At 40.2% G+C, this 22,573-nt stretch carries 19 protein-coding genes; 14 read left to right on the top strand and 5 right to left on the bottom strand.

What is annotated here, in order from left to right; translation table 11 throughout:
• Positions 1-62: 62 nt before the first annotated feature.
• Positions 63-722, bottom strand: coding sequence for a phage shock protein PspA (pspA, locus tag AAEU30_RS05995; protein ID WP_087530779.1), 660 nt, complete (start codon positions 720-722; stop codon positions 63-65).
• A 187-nt stretch (positions 723-909) separates the two neighbouring features.
• Between pspA and pspF the strand changes: the two genes are divergently transcribed.
• From pspF to AAEU30_RS05925, 14 genes are all read left to right on the top strand, one after another.
• Positions 910-1,968, top strand: a complete 1,059-nt coding sequence (pspF, locus tag AAEU30_RS05990) for a phage shock protein operon transcriptional activator (RefSeq protein WP_421959738.1) — start codon at positions 910-912, stop codon at positions 1,966-1,968.
• Positions 1,969-1,983: 15 nt separating this feature from the next.
• Positions 1,984-3,591 carry an ABC transporter substrate-binding protein gene (locus AAEU30_RS05985; RefSeq protein ID WP_421959737.1) on the top strand — a complete coding sequence of 536 codons (1,608 nt, stop codon included), beginning with the start codon at positions 1,984-1,986 and terminating at the stop codon, positions 3,589-3,591.
• Complete coding sequence (locus AAEU30_RS05980; RefSeq protein ID WP_421959736.1) at positions 3,591-4,625, top strand: ABC transporter permease; 1,035 nt, start codon at positions 3,591-3,593, stop codon at positions 4,623-4,625. The genes AAEU30_RS05985 and AAEU30_RS05980 overlap by 1 nt, the downstream gene beginning before the upstream one ends.
• Positions 4,612-5,505, top strand: coding sequence for an ABC transporter permease subunit (locus AAEU30_RS05975; RefSeq protein WP_421959735.1), 894 nt, complete (start codon positions 4,612-4,614; stop codon positions 5,503-5,505). The genes AAEU30_RS05980 and AAEU30_RS05975 overlap by 14 nt, the downstream gene beginning before the upstream one ends.
• Positions 5,506-6,498: a peptide ABC transporter ATP-binding protein gene (locus AAEU30_RS05970; RefSeq protein WP_421959734.1), complete on the top strand. Its 993-nt coding sequence runs from the start codon at positions 5,506-5,508 to the stop codon at positions 6,496-6,498.
• Positions 6,498-7,259, top strand: coding sequence for an ATP-binding cassette domain-containing protein (locus AAEU30_RS05965; protein ID WP_421959733.1), 762 nt, complete (start codon positions 6,498-6,500; stop codon positions 7,257-7,259). The genes AAEU30_RS05970 and AAEU30_RS05965 overlap by 1 nt, the downstream gene beginning before the upstream one ends.
• Before the next feature lie 455 nt (positions 7,260-7,714).
• Complete coding sequence (locus tag AAEU30_RS05960) at positions 7,715-8,011, top strand: hypothetical protein (protein WP_421959732.1); 297 nt, start codon at positions 7,715-7,717, stop codon at positions 8,009-8,011.
• A 54-nt stretch (positions 8,012-8,065) separates the two neighbouring features.
• Positions 8,066-8,557 (top strand): hypothetical protein, encoded by a 492-nt coding sequence (locus AAEU30_RS05955; RefSeq protein ID WP_421959731.1) that lies wholly within the window; start codon positions 8,066-8,068, stop codon positions 8,555-8,557.
• 660 nt (positions 8,558-9,217) lie between these two features.
• Positions 9,218-10,240 (top strand): sensor histidine kinase, encoded by a 1,023-nt coding sequence (locus AAEU30_RS05950; protein WP_421959730.1) that lies wholly within the window; start codon positions 9,218-9,220, stop codon positions 10,238-10,240.
• Entirely contained in the window at positions 10,234-10,944 is a 711-nt protein-coding gene (locus AAEU30_RS05945; RefSeq protein WP_421959729.1) for a LytR/AlgR family response regulator transcription factor, read from the top strand. The genes AAEU30_RS05950 and AAEU30_RS05945 overlap by 7 nt, the downstream gene beginning before the upstream one ends.
• A 16-nt stretch (positions 10,945-10,960) precedes the next feature.
• Positions 10,961-11,818, top strand: coding sequence for an acyl-CoA thioester hydrolase/BAAT C-terminal domain-containing protein (locus AAEU30_RS05940; RefSeq protein WP_421959728.1), 858 nt, complete (start codon positions 10,961-10,963; stop codon positions 11,816-11,818).
• A 610-nt stretch (positions 11,819-12,428) separates the two neighbouring features.
• Positions 12,429-13,799 (top strand): serine hydrolase domain-containing protein, encoded by a 1,371-nt coding sequence (locus AAEU30_RS05935; RefSeq protein WP_421959727.1) that lies wholly within the window; start codon positions 12,429-12,431, stop codon positions 13,797-13,799.
• Between the two features lie 191 nt (positions 13,800-13,990).
• Positions 13,991-14,782 carry a trypsin-like serine protease gene (locus tag AAEU30_RS05930; protein ID WP_421959726.1) on the top strand — a complete coding sequence of 264 codons (792 nt, stop codon included), beginning with the start codon at positions 13,991-13,993 and terminating at the stop codon, positions 14,780-14,782.
• Positions 14,783-14,925: 143 nt separating this feature from the next.
• Positions 14,926-15,819, top strand: coding sequence for an alpha/beta hydrolase (locus AAEU30_RS05925; RefSeq protein ID WP_421959725.1), 894 nt, complete (start codon positions 14,926-14,928; stop codon positions 15,817-15,819).
• A gap of 352 nt (positions 15,820-16,171) precedes the next feature.
• Here AAEU30_RS05925 and ppiD read toward each other — a convergent pair whose 3' ends face one another.
• From ppiD to clpX, 4 genes are all read right to left on the bottom strand, one after another.
• On the bottom strand, positions 16,172-18,076 hold the full coding sequence (gene ppiD / locus AAEU30_RS05920) for a peptidylprolyl isomerase (RefSeq protein ID WP_421959724.1): 1,905 nt from the start codon (positions 18,074-18,076) through the stop codon (positions 16,172-16,174).
• Positions 18,077-18,246: 170 nt separating this feature from the next.
• Positions 18,247-18,549, bottom strand: coding sequence for an HU family DNA-binding protein (locus AAEU30_RS05915; RefSeq protein WP_290209683.1), 303 nt, complete (start codon positions 18,547-18,549; stop codon positions 18,247-18,249).
• Positions 18,550-18,734: 185 nt separating this feature from the next.
• The gene (lon, locus tag AAEU30_RS05910) at positions 18,735-21,095 is read right to left on the bottom strand and encodes an endopeptidase La (protein WP_421959723.1); all 2,361 of its coding nucleotides are present in this window, start codon (positions 21,093-21,095) and stop codon (positions 18,735-18,737) included.
• A 150-nt stretch (positions 21,096-21,245) separates the two neighbouring features.
• On the bottom strand, positions 21,246-22,529 hold the full coding sequence (clpX, locus tag AAEU30_RS05905) for an ATP-dependent protease ATP-binding subunit ClpX (RefSeq protein ID WP_087530792.1): 1,284 nt from the start codon (positions 22,527-22,529) through the stop codon (positions 21,246-21,248).
• Positions 22,530-22,573: the final 44 nt, after the last annotated feature.

Here is a 22,573-nt window from a genome sequence, read left to right as displayed (position 1 = left end):
TCCTGCACAATCCGTTTATTTGTTTAAGCATAGGGGGAATACACCCCCTTAATTATTATATTTTATTTGTCTGCAAGCTTCTTTTTAAGCGCTGCTAATTCATCATCAATCTTCTCATTTTGCTGTAAATCAGCAATTTCATCAGACAATGATTTTTTACCTAAGTCGTACGATTCTACTTGAGATTCTAGACCATCAATTTTAGTTTCGTAACGTTCAAAGCGATTTAATGCATCTTCAACTTTTGAGCTATCTAATGCTTTTTTCACTTCTAGGCGCGACTCAGCCGAGCGTTGACGTAAGATAATTGCTTTTTGACGTGCTTTAGCGTCAGCTAGTTTATCTTGTAATGTGCTCACTTCTTGTTGCAGTTTCTCGATGTGAGACTCAACATGAGTAAGTTCATCTTCAACGGCGGCTACAGCATCTGCTGATTTTTGCTTTTCAAGCAATGCTGCACGCGCTAGGTCGTCACGATCTTTGCTCAGTGCCAGCTCTGCTTTTTCTTGCCACTGCGATACTTGTGCTTTTAATGTATCAACGCGACGTACTAACTCTTTTTTCTCAGCGAGTGTTTTAGCTGATGTTGAACGAACTTCAACTAACGTGTCTTCCATTTCTTGAATGATAAGACGAACCATTTTTTCAGGATCTTCTGCTTTATCCAAAATGGCATTGATATTAGAATTAACAATGTCTGCAAAACGTGAAAAAATTCCCATAACATTTACCTCTGTGATGTTTAACTTAATTGGTCTGCACTCACTGTTACAATATGCTTGCCAACTTTATAAAACATAAAATACAGTAATATTTTCATAAAGTTAAACTAAAAATACAAATTCCTTTAGTTCTCCCGAGTTATGAAATACACTAACTGTTAGTAAAAATGACTAAGAGTTAGGGAATATGAGCCAATTTCGTCAACAGGATAACTTACTCGGCCAATCAGACAGCTTTTTAGCTGTACTGGATCAAGTATCGCAGCTGGCAAGTTTAGATAAACCGGTACTAATTATTGGTGAGCGCGGTACGGGTAAAGAGTTAATTGCTGCTCGTTTACATTTTTTGTCAAAACGCTGGGAGCAAAACTATATAAAGCTCAATTGCGCAGCATTAAACGAGAACTTACTTGAAAGCGAATTATTTGGTCATGAAAGTGGCGCATTTACCGGTGCCAGTAAACGCCATGAAGGCCGTTTTGAGCGTGCCAACTCCGGTACTCTGTTTTTAGATGAATTAGCAAATACCTCAGCCATGGTGCAAGAAAAGCTGCTACGAGTCATTGAATACGGTGAGTTTGAACGGGTTGGGGGCAAACAAACAGTTAAAGTGGATACCCGTTTAGTCTGTGCTACCAATGAAGATTTGCCCTATTTGGCCGAGCAAGGCGAATTTAGAAGTGATTTACTCGACCGGCTTGCCTTTGATGTAATCACCCTGCCGCCACTTCGTGAGCGTCAAGACGATATTATGCTATTGGCTGAACAGTTCGCCATTAATATGGCTCGTGATTTAGAGTGGGAACTGTTCAGTGGCTTTACCCGCAGCGCCGTTGAAATACTGCAAACCTATGACTGGCCAGGTAACATTCGTGAACTAAAAAATGTCGTGGAGCGTAGTTTATATCGTCATGGCAATGAACATATCCCCGTTCACCAGATTATTTTAGACCCATTTGAAAGTCGCTTTAGACCAAAACAACGCATTAAAGCCCCTATTAAAGCTGAACAAACAGCACCTGATATGCCGGTTATTAAAGAAGTTACACCGGTGAGCGAACCTACGGTTCATAGCTTTCCATGTAATTTAAAAGATCTGTCTAATGAATTTGAAATTGATTTAATAAAAAAAGCACTGGAATTCAGTCAATTTAATCAAAAGAAGACTGCAGAAGTACTTGGTTTGACGTATCATCAACTTAGAGGCTATTTGAAAAAATATAATTTACTAGATCAACAACAATAGTCAGAGGTTGAACCGGTGTATAAATTATTACTTGGGTTATTTTCGCTGTGCTTAACAGGCTGCTTAGATACGAAAAAACCAACGCTAGAAGAAAAAAACCAAGGCTTAGTTTATTGCGCTGAGGCTAACCCTGTGTCGTTTAACCCACAAGTAACGACCACGGGCTCAACAATTGATATTATTGCCAATCAGCTTTATGACCGCTTGATCAGTATTGACCCTGTTACTGCTGAGTTTCAAAGTGAACTCGCCACTGATTGGGAAATTAGCCCCGATGGCAAAGCCGTCACCTTTACTTTGCGTGAAGGGGTCAAATTTCATAGTACTAACTACTTTACACCCACTCGCGATTTTAATGCCGATGATGTGATATTTACTTTTAGCCGTTTATTTGACGTCTACAACCCTTACCACTTTGTTGGTGATGCAAACTACCCCTACTTTCAAAGTGTTGGCATTGACCAACTTATTCGTCGCATAGTTCGAGTGTCTGACTACCAAGTGCGGTTTGAACTATTCAATGCTGAAAGCAGTTTTTTAGCCAATATGGCAACAGATTTTGCTGTGGTATTGTCTCGTGAATACGCAATGCAATTAAAAGCACAAGAGCAACTTAATTTATTTGATCAATACCCTATAGGCACCGGCCCGTATATTTATAAAGAATATCGCCGTGATCATTTAGTGCGCTATTATCGCAACACCGAATACTGGAAACACAAAGTCGACCTTGAACAATTGGTTTACGATATCACACCAAATGGCACAACCCGTATCGCAAAAATGCTCACCAAAGAATGTGATGTCACCGCCCACCCAAGCAGTGCACAGTTAAGTATTTTAGCGAACCGCGCCGATATAAACGTACAAAAAGAAACTAATCTAAACGTCGGTTATTGGGCGTTTAACACTGAGCGCCCCCCATTTAATGACATCAGAGTACGTCAAGCGCTTGCTCATGCCATCGATATTGAAAAAATAATGCAGGCAGTGTTTTACGGTAATGGCATACGGGCACAATCTATTTTGCCGCCTACCTCGTGGGCTTATCAGTCTCAAGCGACGATGCCAGCGTTTAACCCTGAACTTGCCAAAAAATTGCTTAACGAAGCAGGCTTAGAAAACGGTTTTGATATGACCATTTGGGCTATGCCAGTCAGCCGTATCTATAACCCTAACGCTCGAAAAATGGCAGAGCTGATGCAAAGTGATTTACGTAAAATCGGGGTCAATGTCAGTATTGTAGAATATGAGTGGAATACCTTTATTCAACGCATTGGTGAGCACCGCCACGACAGCGTATTATTAGGCTGGGCGGCCGACACCCCTGATCCTGATAACTTTTTTAGCCCCTTATTAAGTTGCTCAGCAACATTTAGCGGTAAAAACCCTGCAAACTGGTGTGACCCAGCGTTTGATTTATTACTTACTCAAGCTCTTGATACCACCGATTTAGCAATGAGAAAACGCTATTACCAACAAGCACAAGCAATGTTAGTAAAAGAGCTTCCCTTACTGCCGCTTGCGCATGGCATGCGCTTTCAAGCCAGTAGCAGTGATGTTGAAGGTATTCCACTTGGGCCATTTGGCGCAATCTCACTGGCTAATGCGAGGAAAAAATAATGGTGTTAGATTATTTTTTACGCCGCCTAGGTTTATTGCTGTTTATGATGCTCACCTTGAGTATATTTACCTTCGCATTGAGTTATTTGTTTCCCGGTGATGCGCTCAGTAATTTAAGTGGCATAACCAATACCAGCTTTTCACAAACCAGCGAACTACAAGAAAAATATCACTTTAATGATAATTACGTGACCCAGTACTTTGCATTTTTAGAGCGTATTGTTATGGGTGATTGGGGCTTATCGTTTGCCTCAGGTGACAACGTATTTAATCATATTATTGGTTTATTCCCTGCGACATTAGAATTAAGCTTATACGCGCTCATTATTTCAGTGGTCATTGGTGTGCCCGCAGGTATTTTTGCCGCGGCTTATCATAAAAAACTGCCTGATAAGCTCATTAACTCAACCACATTAGTGGGCTACTCAATACCGGTTTTTTGGTTGGCGTTATTATTAATAATGGTGTTTTCACTGCAATTGGGTTGGTTTCCTATGTCGGGTCGAATGGGGTTACTTTATGAAATCCCCCCGCAAACGGGATTTATTTTGATTGATATTGCACTCGCTGAGTTTCCTTATTCTGGCATAGCGATGCTTGATGCCCTACACCACCTAACTCTGCCTACCATCGTACTTGCAATGTACCCTACTACGGTATTAATTCGATTCACCCGTGAATCAATGCTGCATGTACTTGATCAAAACTTTATTAAAACGGCGCGAGCTAAAGGCCTCAACCGCGCGCAATTAATTGTGCATCATGCATTGCGAAATGCCTTATTACCCGTGATAAAACAAATCGGCTTACAGTTTAGTACCTTGATCACACTTGCGATGATCACCGAAGTCATCTTTTCATGGCCTGGCGTTGGCCGCTGGCTCATTGATAGTATTTATCAACGTGATTACCCAGCTATTCAAGGTGGTTTATTAGCGGTCTCTATGTTTGTTATTTTAGCCACGATTATTGCTGAACTGACCTACACCCTGTTCGATCCGCTCTCTCGGAACCAAGCACATGGCAAAGTTTAATTTATTTTCAGAAGAGTCAAATAAAGCGCCACTGGCGCGATTTTGGCGTAAATTTAAATCAAACCACCCTGCGTTGGTTGGTTTATGGGTGTTTATAGCCTTTGCGATACTAGCCGCTGCAGCACCTTTTATTGCCCCTTATGGTGTAAACCAACAACATAGCGATGCCCTACTGCTTCCCCCTTCATGGCATGAAATGGGCGATGTGCGATTTTTACTCGGCACTGATGATCTCGGTCGTGATGTGCTCTCGCGGTTAATGAATGGCGCAACCTATACATTTGGTTTATCTGTAATTGCTGCACTTATTACCACAGTCATTGGCGTATTAGTTGGTACTTTTGCCGGTATTAGCCGCGGCTTACGCTCAAGTTTTTTAAATCATTTACTCGATATAACCTTATCGATTCCTTCTTTGTTGTTGGCAATTATAATAATCGCGATTTTAGGCCCCGGCTTAATGAATACCGTGTGGGCGATTATTTTAGCGCTACTGCCGCAATTTATTCACTCCGTACGTAATTTGATTGTGACTGAGCTAGGCAAAGATTATATTACCGCTTTTAAGCTTGATGGAGCCTCTAATTGGCATATCCTTTCACGAGGGATTTTTCCTAATATTTATGAACATATTGTGGTTATTTTTACCATGGCGCTTTCAACCGCTATATTAGATATATCAGCCCTTGGCTTTTTAAAACTCGGTGCACAGCCCCCAACTACAGAATGGGGCGCTATTTTGGCTGAGAACCTAGGCTTGATATACTTAGCACCGTGGACGGTAGGATTACCTGGGGTGCTACTCTTCTTAGCTGTGCTATCAACTAATTTAGTTGGCGATGGTCTTCGCCAAGTGTTAAAAGCACGTAAGGCAGATTAAATGCAATTACTCGATATTCGAAACCTAACTATAGAGCTGCGTACTCCCGATACAGTAATACGTGCAGTAGATAGAGTGAGCTTGAGTTTAAAAGAAGGTGAAGTGCATGCCCTTGTAGGTGAGTCTGGCTCAGGCAAAAGCCTAATCGCTAAAGCAATTGTTGGAGTATTAAATAAACGCTGGCATATCACCGCCGACCGCATGCACTGGCGCGGTGTCGACCTTATGCGTTTATCGAACGAGCAACGCCGTAAGATTGTAGGCCAAGATATTGCCATGATTTATCAAGATCCTAGTCGCTGCTTAGACCCCACTGCGAAAATTTTCGATCAAATAGCCGAGACACTTCCCGAAATTCAAGAAAAAGGGTTTTTCTTAAAACGTAACCGCCAACGCAAAGACCGGGTAAAAGCACTGATCCATAAAGTGGGTATTAAAGATCACGAAAAGGTATTAACCAGCTACCCGCATGAGCTCTCAGAAGGCGTGTGCCAAAAAGTAATGATAGCTATGGCCATTGCCCGTACGCCAAAGCTATTAATCGCTGATGAGCCCACCACCGCACTTGAAAGCACTACCCGGGCACAAGTTTTTAGATTACTAAAAAGCTTAAACCAGTTAAAAAACATGTCGGTATTAATGATCTCCCATGAGCTTGAAGAGATTATTAATTGGTCCCATGGCATGCACGTATTATATTGCGGGCAAATGGTAGAAGCAGGCCCTACAGCTAAAATATTTAGCCAGCCACGTCACCCATATACGCAAGCACTACTGAAAAGCTTGCCCGATTATGAGCAAGGGCTTGCTCATAAAGAACCTTTTTATGCCCTCAAAGGCACAATTCCAACGTTGCAGCATTTACCAATAGGGTGTCGTCTTGGCCCTCGCTGCCCACAAGCACAAAGAGCTTGCGTGGTCACCCCAAAGTTAACTAAACAGCATGGTCACAGTTATGCGTGTCATTTCCCTTTGATTAAGGCGATGAAATAATGCAACCTCTATTGAAAGTACAAGCCTTATCAAAAAGCTTTAACCTTCGTGCAGGGATCTTTTCACGTAAACGCTTTGCAGTATTAAAAAATATTTCGTTTTGCTTAGAACAAGGAGAAACCCTTGCTATTATCGGTGAAACCGGTTCAGGTAAAAGTACCCTTGCAAAATTATTAGCAGGAGCAGATAGCGCCGATAGCGGGCAAATTCTACTCGATGGCAACATTATCGAAAACAATGGCATTCGCAATCAGCAATGCCGCCATATTCGAATGATTTTTCAAGACTCAGAAGCCTCACTAAACCCAGGCCTGACTATTGGCGACATGCTCGACGACTGCCTGCAATATAATACCTCATTAGATAAACAAACCCGCGGCGAAAAAATCACTGCGACTTTATCTAAAGTTGGTTTGCTTAACGACCATCAACATTATTACCCACACATGTTCAGCGGCGGTCAATTACAACGTATTGCCCTTGCCCGTGCATTAATTCTTGATCCAAAAGTAGTAGTACTCGACGAAGCGCTATCATCACTAGACCCATCAGTACGCGCACAAACAGTAAACTTATTACTCAAACTTCAACAAGAAACTGGCCTAAGCTATATCTTGATCACTCATCACCTAAGCCTAGTACGCCACATCAGCGACCAGCTAGTGGTACTTGATCACGGTGAAATAGTTGAATACGGCAAAACCGAAGACGTCTTTCAAAATCCACAATCTAAAGTCACCCAGAAATTGTTGAGTTGTTGAATATAGTTACGAGGTGCTAGGTGAAAGGTTCTAGGAAAAGCCAGAGCAGCCCGGCGTTAAATTTATCACCGTAGGTTGTGGTTGAGAGCGACGAAACCCAACATTTAGTGTGTGAGCTGGTAGGCGGCTTTAAATGAGAAGTGGCTATTGATAAAACTAGTATCAACACGAAAATACGAGAGTTTACCATATTTATGCATACAAATTTTTTTACTGCTTGATTGATCGCGTATATTATCCTTACGTGAGTTGTCATGTTGTTACGTTTTACTCGAGTTTCGTAAGTGTGGTAACCTTCGAGAATCAAAGGATTAACTCAATAAAATTAAAAAGTGAAGCTTTTCTCACCTATAAATGCAGCCATTGCTGTATTATTATTAATTTAATTGTTTCTTTAGTCTCCAATGAATTAGGGACGATTCAGTTAGCTTCTAAGGAAAGTTTTGGATAAACAAGTGAAAACTGTAATTAATCGTTTAGCAATACTACATGCATTGGTGTTTGGGAAAATGGTATTGCTAGGTGTATTTTTCAAAAATGAAATACTGTTACTCGAGGCTGAGTTAGGTAATAGTATAGCTTTATATGCATTCCCAATCGTCCTCGCAATTGGCGTTGCAGTACTATTTATTTCCAAACCGTTGCGTGAAAGAGAGTTAAGTTCGAGTTTTATTTATCAAGCTCTACTAAAACATCCGTTAACTCACATCACTATAATGGCGTTAATAATATTTAGTATTTTTAACAGCTAACAAACTATTGAGAACTGGATAAGTGCGTTATATATTTTAAGGAGTAATAGTGTAATGTTATATTGGGTTTTAATATTAACTTCTTTGTTTTCAGTTCACGCAAAAACTGGCGAAATTGAAGATTATAGTTTCATGGATGGAAATTGGAGCTGTAATATAAAAATGGAAATATCAAATAACGCAATATTGGAAGTTGATACTTTAACAACTACATCGATTAAAAATCTAGAATCAACTTCTAAAAGTAAATTTAAACTTTATTACAAACATAACTCTAATGTTGTTTCTATTATATTTGTGGAGTCTTCCGAGAAATTTGATTTTAATGGGAATATTATGAGAAGTTATGGCTCAAAGACTCATCAAACAACTTTAGTTAAAGATGACCTTAATATTCTTACACCAGAATTTGTCCAAGGTTTTACTAGAGGGCCAGAGGCACCTGAAGTAAAGTCAAAAGTTAGTAAAATAGATAACGATAATATCGCACTTACTGCTTTGGCTAGTAAAGATGTTATACATTGCTCTAGAGTGAAAAATATATAAACAGCCAAACGGTGGTCTCTAATCTCTTGTTCCTACACCATCCATTATACGTTTTTATTAGCTAGAAGTGCAATAGGCGGTTCCCCACGTAATGAAAATGTATCCGAATATCACTATCTGGCGCTAAAGCTAAAAAGTCCATATATATCAAAGCAACTTCTATTACTTATTGTTTTTAATATCTTCTCATAAGCGCAGCGCCTCTTAATCTCTTTGTGAATAAATCACTTAAAGGGTTTTGCCAAAATTCAGAATACATCGAAGAAATAAAACACTCGATAATGCAGTGTATTGGTGCAGACTGACAGGGTGTTTTTCCGTTGGGTTTTCGTTTCACTCTACCCAATCTACGAGTGTTACATAAAAGCAGCGCGAGATAGACTCAAGCCTACAAGCTACACTCCCCTAAAACCTAGTTACCTAGCAACATTAACCTTGAAGAGAACGTGGGGCCACCCATTAGAAAACTCCAGTCAATCAGGCTGCTGTGCTTACGATTTAAAGTGAGTGACCTCTTTTTTTAGCGCTTACTTGGATGTAATAGTGCGACTAAAGCAAATAACCACTGAGCATTGAAAAGCGACCATTCAGCAATATTCAGGGTGCTTTTCGAAGCTAAATGCGTACCATGAACATATTCATTAACTACTTGTACTGATCATGGCCAATCTCACATTGCAGCGAAATGAACAATTCGCAATTTTAGCTATCGTTGCCGCCATAAGCTTTGCTATTAGCCTTACTGACTGGGTGCAGCGGGGCATGTTGTTGTCGGCGAATATCGCGCTTTCTTCTATTTTGGCTGTTGTGCTGCTCTACTGGCTACCTATGATGATAAGTTACGTACTCATCATCCATTTCAAGATAGGCAATTGGCCGTTGCAATATATCGGTTTTTACGGGTTGATGGTCATGGGCTGCTTATGTTGGGGTGTACTTAGAAGTGAAATGTTAAATACCCATGCATTTTCACTGTTTGAGGCGCTAACCATCGCACTTCCCTGGTCTATCGGCATTTTTGTGGTGATTAAGTTCTACCTTTCCCAAAAGTTACTAAAACAAGAAAAACAACTTCGCCAACTTGCTGAAATTAAGTTATTACACAGTCAGTTAAACCCGCATTTTATGTTCAATAGCCTCAACACAATCGCAGCCTTTGTACCAAAGCAACCAGAAGCAGCACAGTCTTTGGTTCATAACCTCGCTGCGGTATTAAGGTATTCATTAACGCATTCAGTGACAAGCGGAAAAATACCGAGCAAAGTATCCGTTGCTGATGAGCTTATCGCACTAAATCAATGGTGTGAGATAGAGCAAAGCCGATTTGGAGATGCGCTTATCATCGACTTTAATATCGACGACGCACTGTTGAGCGAAGTAATACCGCCAATGATTTTACAGCCAATTTTGGAAAATGCAGTAAAACATGGTAACAGCAGGCCGCTTCACATTGATGTATTAATCAAAAGGGTTGCTAACCAGTTAGTGTTTAAAATCAGTGACAACGGGATGGGCTTTAAGGGGCAGGACATAGTGGGTTCGTCAAACGCGGGGCTCGGTCTTTCGATCACGCGCTCACGGTTAAAGTTGGAAGAAAATGCCGAACTTAGGCTTTGTAACGACATACACACTGGCGGTGCAGTTGTCAGCTTTTCACTCACACGAGGAACTAAGGAATGTTGAACATTGCGATAGTGGAAGATGAGCAACCTGCCATTGATAAGTTAATTGAACAACTTGGCCAGATCACCAAGCACAATCTAGTACTGACTTGTAACACCTCATTAGCATTTCTTGATTCACATAAAGAACTTGCGATAGATATTGTGTTTGTCGATATTAACTTGCCCGAATGCAGCGGTGTCACTTTGGTCGAAGAACTACAAGGGGTGGGGTTTTCAGGTGCGATAATTTTTACCACAGCTTACAGTGAGTTTGCGGTTGAAGCCTTTACGCTCGGCGCGGTTGACTATCTGCTCAAACCCTATAGTACTGAGCGCCTAGCGTTAGCTTTATCAAGAGTCAATCGTGAAATAACGACTGGGTCAGTCGCAACTTTAACGAGTAAGGTGGCGGGGAAAACATCGCTAATTGAGGTCAGTAGTATCGAACTTATAAAGCTGGAATACGGTCAAGCCATCGCGTTTAGCAATGGACAGCAATATCCCATTGACGGCTCTCTTGAGGAGATCCAGCACCAATTGCCAACACATTTCTTAAGGGTTCACCGTCATGCCATCGTAAACCGAAATGCGATAACTGCGTTTGAACGCTGGGTTACTGGGGGTTATCTTGTCAAATTGCGTGATAGCAATTTACAAGTTGTGACCAGCCGGGGCGGTGCAAAACTACTCAAACAACAACTGAGCAACACAGAGCTCAGCTAACTCAAAAGGTAATAAAATGATGAAAACTATGATGCCATTTTTTTTGGTAGGGCTTCTTGCGGCCTGTTCAAACGCGACTATTCCTGATGTTAAGCGCCAGTTTATCGACGACGGTCAGACTCACCCACTGGTTGTGGTGTTAGGTGGCAGCGAAGGAGGAAATACACTCGCTAAACCTCAGTCGCAACCATTTTTAAATGGGTTTAATGATATTGGTATATCAGTCGCGGCACTTGGTTATTATGGCACTGAAAATACATCAAACAGTGCTGCTGAATTATCTTTGGATGGCATAGCCAAACGGATACAAGCATTGAGTGCAGAGCCAAAGATAAACCAAAACTGCGTGGCGGTATATGGCTTTTCTAAAGGGGCAGAGCTGGCATTATTACTCGGTACGCACTTTGATGAGATAAATCATGTTGTGGCTGTTATGCCTAGTCACGTAAGCTGGAATGCTGTTAAGACCTTGTCTTCTCGCTCGAGTTGGACGCTCAGCGATAATGCTCTGGACTACATTGATGCACCACTACTGTCATGGAAAATGCAAAAGGGGAATGTAACGGGTGAGTTTACACCTGCCTTTGAGGCTGCATTGACTGAGGCAACTCCTGAAGCAATTGCAGCCGCCCGTATCCCGGTTGAAAAAACCAATGGGCCAGTACTACTGGTCTCTGCCAAACACGATGAAATTTGGCCATCGTACACAATGGCCGAATATATAGAAGCTGGTTTACACGAAACTAATTTCTCTTATCCATTTAAACATATCGCACTTAACGCGGGTCACTACAGTTTTAACAAAAAAGTGCAAACTGAGGTAAATCAATTTTTAAGCGAAACCTTGGTAGCACGTTGCGCAAATAAGGAGTAATGAATTAACCCATCTATTATATTCTTTGTCGTTACAAAGTTTATTGAGCTGCAGGTAGCGTTGTGTCTGCAGCATTTAGTTGCTTTTTGTATTTTACCGGTGTGACCTGAAGGTTAGCATTAAACTCTCTAATATGATGAGATTGATCAGCGTAGTCACAATCGAGTGATAATGACCGAGGTCAGGTCGTTCCTTTTCCCTTTTTGTCCTTATTGACTTGTATTCCGTCGAATGGTTAGAAACTGGACTGCCCCCGATAAAGTAGACATTGAGTGGCTAGTTGATTTAACCCGTACCATCTAAGTAACATGATAAAAGAAGCTTTTCTAGTTTTTATAGAAAAATAACCTCTCCTTCTAATAATACTTATAATCAGCAATAACTTACCCTTTTACTATTAATAGAAAATGTTCTGATAAAGCTGTTACGTTCACTTGGCCATTATGAGCAAATATACCTTCATCAAAATATAAAATAAACCATTGAATAAGATTGGCTTTCTTTATTAAATTGCAAACACCAGTGATATATGCAATATTAATGACTACAAATGTAATCTATACGTATTTTTTATTTACAGCTTTGCTAGATGATTAAGGGAACATAGTTTATGGGAAAAAATATATTTTTTTGTCTTTGTATAGGATTGTATGGAATAAAAGCAATTGCACAACAACACAACTTTACTGAATTAATGCAGTGCCATAACTCTTCAGAAGCTCCTGGCATGGTTGTTAGGTTAGAACAATCAGGTAAGCATGTTTATAGTGGTGCGGTTGGTTTGGCAAATATTAATACACAGAGGCCTCTCAATGTAGATGATATATTTCAAATAGGTTCTGTCACGAAAACATTTACTGCTGCAGCAATCTTGAAACTATCGGAAGAAAAAAAACTATCGTTGCAAGATACATTAGCGAAATTTATTCCTGATATTAACCCTGAATTTAAGTATTTAACGATTGATAGAATTTTAAGCCATACTTCTGGTCTACCAGATTACTTAGGGGACCCTTCAGTAAGTAAAATTTATGATAAATATGCTTCTATTGATCAAGTTATACAAAGTATAAGTAAACAACCTCTTAACTCAGAACCCGGTAAAAAATATAGTTATTCAAATTTGGGTTATGTCTTTCTGGGAAAAGTAATTGAAGTTGCTTCGGGTACTCCGTATGACCAGTTTATGTTAAACACATTTTTTAAACCTCTGAAAATGGATAATACGTTTGTTATTACTAAAGGAACATCTGCTGGAAAAGTAAACGGCTACACAACTAGTCGTAAAGAGCCTAAAAAGTATATTAACCCGGAAGATTCAACTGAAAGACGATGGAATGTTGATCGTAGTTGGATCTATTCTGCGGGCGCTATTGCATCTACACTTGCTGATATGCACCTTTGGCAAAATGCATTAAAGTCAGGGCAGATAATTTCAAAAGAAAACTATAATCTAATGACCTCCAAGGCATTATTAAATAATAATGCGCATGTGGATTATGGATATGGCTTAGATATATACAAAATAAGTGGATTAGATAGCTTTAGCCACCAAGGTCAGGTTCCCGGGTTTTTTGCTTGGCATGTCTATTTCCCAAATGAAGATTTAACCGCTACAGCGTTAACCAACATAGACACAAAACACCCTGGCCCCGCTTTATTAGACATGATAGCACTGCAGCTAAATATATCTCCTAAGCCAGTAAATACTCAAAAAGCAAAGGTTATAGCAGCATCTTTAGTTGGCCGTTATCGTTCTTCTGATTCGAAAATTTTAACCATTTCGTTCAAAGAAGATACTCTTTACTCTCAATATGAAGGTGAGAATAAACTAAAAATCATACCCCGGGAAAACAACTCGTATTCTTATGAATGTACTGAAAATTACTTTCAGCTTAGAGAAAACAATGGGAAGCATGAAATCGTCCCAGTGTATTTATATCAAGGTGAGCAAGATGCACTTGTTAAATTAGAGTTATGAAAATTGGCTAAGGTTCTCAACGGTACCTCACAACACTATTAGGTCTAATTTTCATCTCAATTATTGATGTTTTCTTATTAGCGAAGCGTCTCTTAATCTCTTTGTGAATTATCACTACATCTTAATCGAGTTGCTTTTAGTGCGACTGGAAGATAGCATTAAGCTCAACCCTAAATAATCATGGACGAATTTTGAAAGCTTGGCTTCTCTTCTTGTTGTGTATTTTTTCTATTGCTAGTCATGCTGTTATCAAAAGGCATGATGTTCCCGCTGAAAGCTACTTATTAAATGATGCACCAGAATATCTTATTGATTTGCCTCACGAGGGACACGGAGTATTAATTCATGAGCAATGGGTTGTCACTGTGGCACACACTATTTTTTATGACTATAGAGGTATAGAGTTAAAAATTGGTTTAAACCACTATCAAATAGAAAACGTGTTTATTCACCCTGAATTTAAAAAACCGAGTAAAAGTCTATTAACCGGTGATTTAGCACCTTTAATGAGCTTTTTAAAAGCCAGAAGCGATATCGCATTAATCAAGTTATCGAGCCCAATAAGCAGTGTTCAACCTGTTAGTCTATATAAAAATACAAATGAGATAGGCAAAGTCATCACTGTTTTTGGTAAAGGCGCTACTGGTGATGGACTCAAAGGCGAAGTGCTTGAAACTAAATCATCAAAACAATTAAATCAATTTCAGAATATTGTAGATGGCGCAGAAGCTAATTGGCTGACATTCAAGTTTGACAAACCACCCAATGTTTTGCCTTTAGAAGGAATGCATGGCTCCGGGGATAGTGGCGGACCTTCTATAACCTATCGAGAAAACAAAGCTTTTTTAGTTGGGCTTTCTAGCTGGCAATTTGCATATGGTGACATTTCCGATTTTAAAGCTGGATTGTATGACACTACAGCTTACCAAGTCAGGGTTTCAAGTTATGTAAATTGGATAATGGAAATAATGCATCATGAATAGCATTCCCCATTATTTGCTTTTAGCTCGATGCTATTTCGATATTTAAACTCAAATTTAAAATAATGAAAAATTTAACACACCTATTTATGCTAGTGCTTTGTATTTTCTTTTTGTCAGGATGCACTTCTATCGGGAGTTACGTCATGTCTAACCCTGACGTGTACCTTTCTGAGACTGAACTTATAAAAGTAAAGCCAAGTGAAATTGGTTTTAAAAAACATACTTTTTGCTCCGCTAATTCGTCGCAGTGCATTACATACTTGGCTGCTTCAGCTTATCAAGCTGCTGATTTTCCAACTGGAAGTGCACCCTATTACAACCTTCATGCGACAGGTAATGGTGTTGAAAATACTATTTCACATAGAATGCCACCTGCTACATTTAATCGGTTTAAAGGCACCGCATTGCTACTACATGGTTATGGTGGTAGCAAAGAGGTAATGATGGCTACGGCTATCTATTTTAGAGCTCTTGGCATGGACGTTGTGATCCCAGACCTATTTGGCCATGGGGAATCAACAGAAGCTTTTGCCTTCGCTGCAAAAGAACATACTATTTTAAACGAACTACTTACACAGCTATCTTTAAAACAAACAGATAAACGTACTATTGCAGTAGGTCATTCTATGGGGGCGCTTACAGCTACAAACCTGTTATCTTCAAAATACATTAACGCAGCTATTTTACTGGCACCCATGATGAGCTTTGAGCTGGCCGCCAGAGAATACTTACCTTACAAATCTCCTCTACTGAACAAACTGTTTCAAAATAAGCTAGGTGATATTGTTAATCAAACGATGACTAACGCGAAAGTAACGGTTCAAGAAACTGACTTACTTTATAAGATAAAAAACACTGAGAAGCCTGTACTGCTAATAAACTCAAATTTAGATACCCTTTCACCCCCAGCTTATTTTTCGTCAATTCAAAATAAACTTGTAGAGAAAATAGTATTTAAAAATCGATCACACTCAAGCTTAATGGTGTTTGATAGTAATGATATAAATGAAGTTGAACGCTGGTTGATGAAGTTATAAAAGCAATTTCGTTGGGTTTCGTTGCTCTTAATCTCTTTGTGAATAAATCACTTAAAGGGTTTTGCCAAAATTCAGAATACATCGGAGAAATAAAACACTCGATAATGCAGTTATTGGTGCAGACTGACAGGATATTTTTCCGTTGGGTTTTCGTTTCACTCTACCCAATCTACGTGTGTTACATAAAAGCAGCGAGAGGTAAACTCAAGCTTACAAGCTACACTCATCTAGAACCTAGTTACCTAGTTACCTAGCACCTTTAACTTTTAACTTTTAACTTTTATCTTTGTACTTATACCTTCCACTCACAAAAAAAGCGCCATTAGGCGCTTTTTAGTTTGCTTAATTAAGCTTACTCAGCAGGTGTTGCTTGTGCTGGTAAGTTTAACTCTGCTTTGGCTTTTAATGCATCGATGAACACCATATAGTTTTTATTTACTTGGGCCATTGTGATGTTTTGTTTTTGCTGTGCTTCAAGCTCGCCTTCAACTGATGCGTTAGTAACAGACTTAAGTGCGACGATTGCTGCGTCACCATTGCTCAGCTCTACTTTATCAACCACTGGCGTGTCAGTAGGGTGAGCCATTTTAAACACTTGCTGTACGATTGCAGGAGACACCGCATACGCTTGGCGCGTTAATGATGCTTCTTGACGTAGCTCTAGGCCTTGCTCTGATGCAACTTCAGTTAAGCTCTTACCCGCTGAAATATCAGCAAATAAGGTTGTCGCTTTTTCTTTTGCAAGTTCAGATGCTTTTTGGCTCACTAAACGTGTTTTGATTTCATCTGATACATCGGCAAGTGCTTTAGTGCTTGCTGGCTTATGCTCGCTAATGCGAACGATAACAACATGCTCGTCACCTACTTCAACAACTTCTGAATTCATGCCATCTTCAAGTACATCTGGTGAGAAGATAGCACTTACAACAGCTGGCGTATTTAACGGCGCTGGTAATTCATTGCGGGCAACAAGTGGCGTGGTCGTTACTTCAACGCCTACGGTCTCTGCTGCATCAACTAAGTTGTCAGACATTTCAAATGCGACTTCGCTCATTTGTGTTTGCTTTTCATAAAAAGCATTCACTTTTTCAGTACGTTCAAGTTCAGCACGTAAGTCAGCTTTAACATCATCGTATGGTTTTGTTTGCTGGCTTTGAACATCAGTTAGCTGAATGATGTGATAACCAAACTCAGACTCAACAACGTCAGAAAAGTCACCTTTTGCATTAAGTGCAAATGCGGCTTCTTCAAAAGCTGGATCCATCATGTCGCGTTCAATCCAATCTAGATCACCGCCCATTTCAGCACTGACGATATCATCTGATGATGACTCAGCTAATGCTGCAAAGTCACTACCTTGTTGCAATTGCGCTAACAAGTCTTCAGCTTTGCTTTTCGCTGCATCGTCGTCTTCGCTATTATCAATTAAGATATGCGATACACGGCGCTTCTCAGGCTCTATATACTGTGCACTATTTTGCTCATAGTAAGCTTTTACTTCTTCTTCGCTTACATTGCTCTGTAAGTCTAGGTTTGCTGCATTTAAATCAATGTAACTTACAGATACTTGCTCAGGTGCTAAAAACTGTGACGTGTTTAGGTCGTAATAATCAGCAATTTCTTGCTCAGTTACTTCGATACCTTCTTGTAACGACTCTTTACTTACCACCACGTAATCAATGCTACGCGTTTGTTGCTGTAAAGCCACTGCACTTGTTAACTCGTTATCAAGGGCAAAGTCAGTGCCTGCAACTGCTGAGATTAGCTGGCTGCGAGTCATTTCTTCACGTAAGTATTCACGAAATGCATCCGGTTGGAAGTTCATTTGACGAATAACTTGTAAGTAACGGTCGTTATTAAATTGCCCACCGATTTGAAAGTATGGCAATTCTAAAATTGCTTTTTTAACACTTTCATCGCTTACGCGTAAACCAAGTTCGTGTGCTAGTTGAGTTTGCAGTTCTTGTTGTACTAGACGGTCAACGACACCTTGGCGAATTTGTGCCATGTAATTTGGATCTGCAGTAATTTGTGCGAAGTATTCACCAAATTGTTGTTCTAAGCGGTTACGCTCATTTTGGTACGCGCGGTTAAATTCGGTTTGGCTAATTTTAACTCCATTTACTTCAGCAACAGGCTGCTCTGTGGTTTGACCTAAGTAACCACCGATCCCTGCTAAAGCAAAAGATAAAATCACCGCGCCTAAAATAACTTTGGCTACCGGTCCTTGCGAACCTTCTCTGATTTTCTCAAGCATTTATATATCTCTATTCTATTCTGAGGCAGAAATCGCCTTGCTAATGTAAAAAAAGCGTATCTTACCAGATACGCTTTTTTTGTTGAAGCAATTGGCGATAAAGATAGCTATTTGTGCTAAAAAGCAACGAGCTTCTTACACTGCCAAAACTAATTCACATAAAACAGTGATTAGCTATTACATGCATCTTTAAGCGCTTTACCAGCTTTGAAAGCAGGAATGGTCGCTGCAGCGATTTGAATTGTTTCGCCAGTTTGTGGGTTACGGCCTGAACGTGCTGCACGCTCGCGTACTGAGAAAGTACCGAAACCTACTAGTGCAACTGAATCGCCGTCTTTAAGAGCGCCCGATACAGACTCGATGAATGAATCTAGTGCACGACCTGCAGCCGCTTTAGAAATGTCAGCGTCAGCTGCGATTTGATCGATTAATTGAGATTTATTCACAATATCATCCTCTTTCATTGTTATTATCAAGAGCGATTGTTTTTTAAACTAACATCACTATTTTGAAAATTTTAGAGCAAACTATTTCATGCTCGTACGATTGTAATTTTTCTTCAGCCTAGGCCACATAAGGCCTAGGCTTGAAAACCAGTGCTTAACTTATCATACCATCTAGATTTGAAAAGCCCTTTAAAGCACTTTTTTTCGGTTTTTTAGTGCTTTTTAGCCGTTTCGACTGAAAAACTCTCAACTGGGTGTACTAACGCCAGCTCTAAAACCTCATCAATCCAAGTAACTGGGTGAATATCAAGGCCTGCTAATACATTGTCAGGGATCTCTTTTAAGTCACGTTCGTTAATTTTTGGAATAATAACGGTTTTAATGCCACCACGATGTGCAGCTAATAGCTTTTCTTTTAAACCACCAATTGGCAATACTTCACCACGTAGCGTAATTTCACCTGTCATGGCAACATCTGCGCGTACAGGATTACCTGTTAAACTAGACACTAAGCCCGTTACCATCGCCGCACCTGCACTTGGGCCATCTTTTGGCGTAGCACCTTCTGGCACGTGCACGTGAATATCACGTTTTTCGTAAAAATCATTATTAATACGGAACGTGTCAGCACGGTTACGTACTACCGTCATCGCCGCTTGAATCGACTCTTGCATTACATCGCCCAATGATCCTGTGTAGCTTAACTTGCCTTTACCTGGTACAGCTGCGCACTCGATTGTTAATAAATCGCCGCCCACTTCTGTCCATGCTAAACCGGTCACTTGGCCAATGCGATCACCATCCTCAGCTTTGCCGTAATCAAAACGCTGCACACCCAAGAACTCTTCTAGGTTTTGCTCATCGATTGTGACTACTTTGGTTTCTTTCTCAAGCAAGATGTTTTTCACCGCTTTGCGGCATAACTTAGACACTTCACGCTCTAGGTTACGTACACCGGCCTCGCGGGTGTAATAACGAATAATACCGACAATAGCACTGTCTTCGATAACCACTTCGCCATCTTTTAAGCCATTACGCTTAACTTGCTTAGGAATTAAATGCTCTTTTGCAATATTGAGTTTTTCATCTTCGGTGTAACCCGATAAACGAATTACTTCCATTCGGTCTAATAATGGACCTGGAATATTAAAGCTGTTAGATGTTGCAACAAACATTACATCAGATAAGTCATAATCAACTTCTAAGTAATGATCTGCAAAGTGGCTGTTTTGCTCAGGGTCAAGTACTTCAAGTAATGCTGATGCAGGATCGCCACGCATATCTGATGACATTTTATCGATTTCATCTAACAAGAATAATGGGTTTTTAACGCCCACTTTGCTCATGTTTTGAATCAATTTACCTGGCATAGAGCCAATGTAAGTACGACGATGACCGCGGATTTCAGCCTCATCACGTACGCCACCTAGTGCCATACGAATATACTTACGACCCGTTGAGCGAGCAATCGATTGCCCTAATGAGGTTTTACCAACACCAGGAGGACCGACTAAACATAAGATTGGGCCTTTAAGCTTATTAGTACGTTGTTGAACCGCGAGGTATTCAATAATGCGCTCTTTCACCTTATCTAAGCCGTGGTGATCGCTATCTAAAATCTTTTGCGCACCGGCTAAGTCTTTTTTCACTTTAGAGCGTTTTTTCCACGGGACATTAATTAGCGTATCTATATATGAGCGAACAACAGTGGCTTCAGCCGACATCGGCGACATCATTTTTAATTTGGCTAATTCTGAATTGGCTTTTTCTTGTGCATCGCTGCTCATGCCTGATTCTTCAATGCGCTTTTTCAGCGCTTCGAATTCGTCAGGTACGTCGTCAAGTTCGCCTAATTCTTTTTGAATGGCTTTCATTTGCTCGTTGAGGTAATACTCACGCTGCGATTTTTCCATCTGCTTTTTAACGCGGGTACGAATCTTTTTCTCAACTTGCAGTAAATCGATTTCGCCTTCCATTAACGCCATTAGGTATTCAAGACGTTCGGTTACGTTTGCGATCTCAAGTACTTTTTGTTTCTCGGGCACTTTTAATGGCATGTGAGCTGCCATGGTATCTGCTAGACGCGGTGCTTCATCAATGCCACTGACCGAGGTGAGTACCTCAGGTGGAATTTTTTTATTAAGCTTTACATAGCCTTCAAACTGGCTAACAGCGCTACGGATGAAGATATCTTGCTCTTGCTCATCAATTTCTTCAGAACTAATAAACTCGGCATTCGCAACAAAAAAGTCATCGTTATCAACAAAGCTTTCAAGCTTCGCACGTTGAATACCTTCGACTAACACTTTTACAGTGCCATCAGGAAGTTTTAATAGTTGCAGCACAGTGGCGATAGTACCTACGCGGTAAATATCGTCTTGCTCTGGCTCATCGACTGTCGCGTCTTTTTGCGCAACAAGAAAAATTTGTTTGTCTTTATCCATCGCCGCTTCAAGGCATTTAATAGATTTTTCGCGGCCTACAAAAAGCGGGATCACCATGTGCGGATACACCACCACATCGCGCAATGCCAGCACGGGGATTTCGACTCGATCTGTTCTCTCAAGCGTCATTATATTTCTCTTCGCTCTTCATTTATTTTAAAGATTACTCAAGTATATGGGGATAACCTAAGTAAAGTTCAACAATTTATGTCATTTGTAAGAAATAAATTATAAAAAAAGGAGCCATTGGCTCCTCTTTGTAATATCAGTGATTAAAATTTATTCTGATGCTGCTTTATCTTGGCTGGCACTTTGATAAATCAAAATTGGGTCTGATTCACCTTTGATCACTGTTTCATCGATAACCACTTTGCTGACTTCTTCCATTGATGGAAGTTCATACATGGTATCAAGTAATACGGCTTCAACAATTGAGCGTAAGCCACGTGCACCTGTTTTACGCTCCATTGCTTTGTGGGCAATTGCACGTAATGCATCTTCACGGAATTCAAGCTCAACGTCTTCCATACCAAATAATGCGCTGTACTGCTTAGTCAGTGCGTTTTTAGGCTCATCTAAAATTTGCACTAACGCAGCTTCGTCTAGCTCAGTTAACGTAGCAACAACGGGTAAACGACCAATAAACTCAGGGATCAGGCCGTATTTTACTAAATCTTCTGGCTCTACATCTTTAAATGTTTCACTTAAAGAGCGGCTTGATGCAGATTCTTTAACGCTAACACCAAAACCAATACCGGTATTTTTATGGCTGCGTTGCTCAATCACTTTATCAAGCCCTGCGAATGCACCACCACAGATAAATAAGATTTTAGAGGTATCAACCTGCAAAAACTCTTGTTGTGGGTGTTTACGACCACCTTGTGGTGGTACTGATGCAACGGTGCCTTCGATAAGTTTTAGTAAGGCTTGCTGTACGCCTTCGCCTGATACGTCGCGGGTGATTGATGGATTGTCTGATTTACGTGAAATTTTGTCAATTTCATCAATATAAACAATACCACGTTGTGCTTTTTCTACGTCGTAGTCACACTTTTGCAGCAGCTTTTGAATGATGTTTTCAACATCTTCACCTACATAACCGGCTTCGGTTAGTGTGGTTGCATCAGCCATTGTAAATGGTACATCAAGTAAACGTGCAAGCGTCTCTGCAAGTAATGTTTTACCACTACCCGTTGGACCAATTAACAAGATATTACTTTTACCAAGTTCAATATCAACTTTAGTGCTTTGATTACGTAGGCGCTTATAGTGGTTATAAACCGCTACCGACAATACTTTTTTGGCGTGATCTTGGCCAATTACATAATCATCTAAATGGTTACGAATTTCTTTAGGTGCAGGCAGTTTATCAGACGTATTGTGCTTTGGCGCAATGTCTTTGATCTCTTCCCTGATAATGTCGTTACACAGCTCAACACATTCATCACAAATGTATACTGAAGGCCCTGCAATGAGTTTACGAACTTCATGCTGGCTTTTGCCACAAAAAGAGCAGTATAACAATTTATTACTTTTGTCGCCGTCTGTAGGAGTGTCAGACATTCAGCTACCTCATCTTATACGTTGGCTGCTAAACTTCTTAGCAG

The organism is Pseudoalteromonas mucoides, assembly GCF_049257175.1.
Lineage (GTDB): Bacteria > Pseudomonadota > Gammaproteobacteria > Enterobacterales > Alteromonadaceae > Pseudoalteromonas.
Note: the sequence above shows the minus strand (reverse complement) of the source record. Positions and strands in the feature narration are given on the sequence as shown.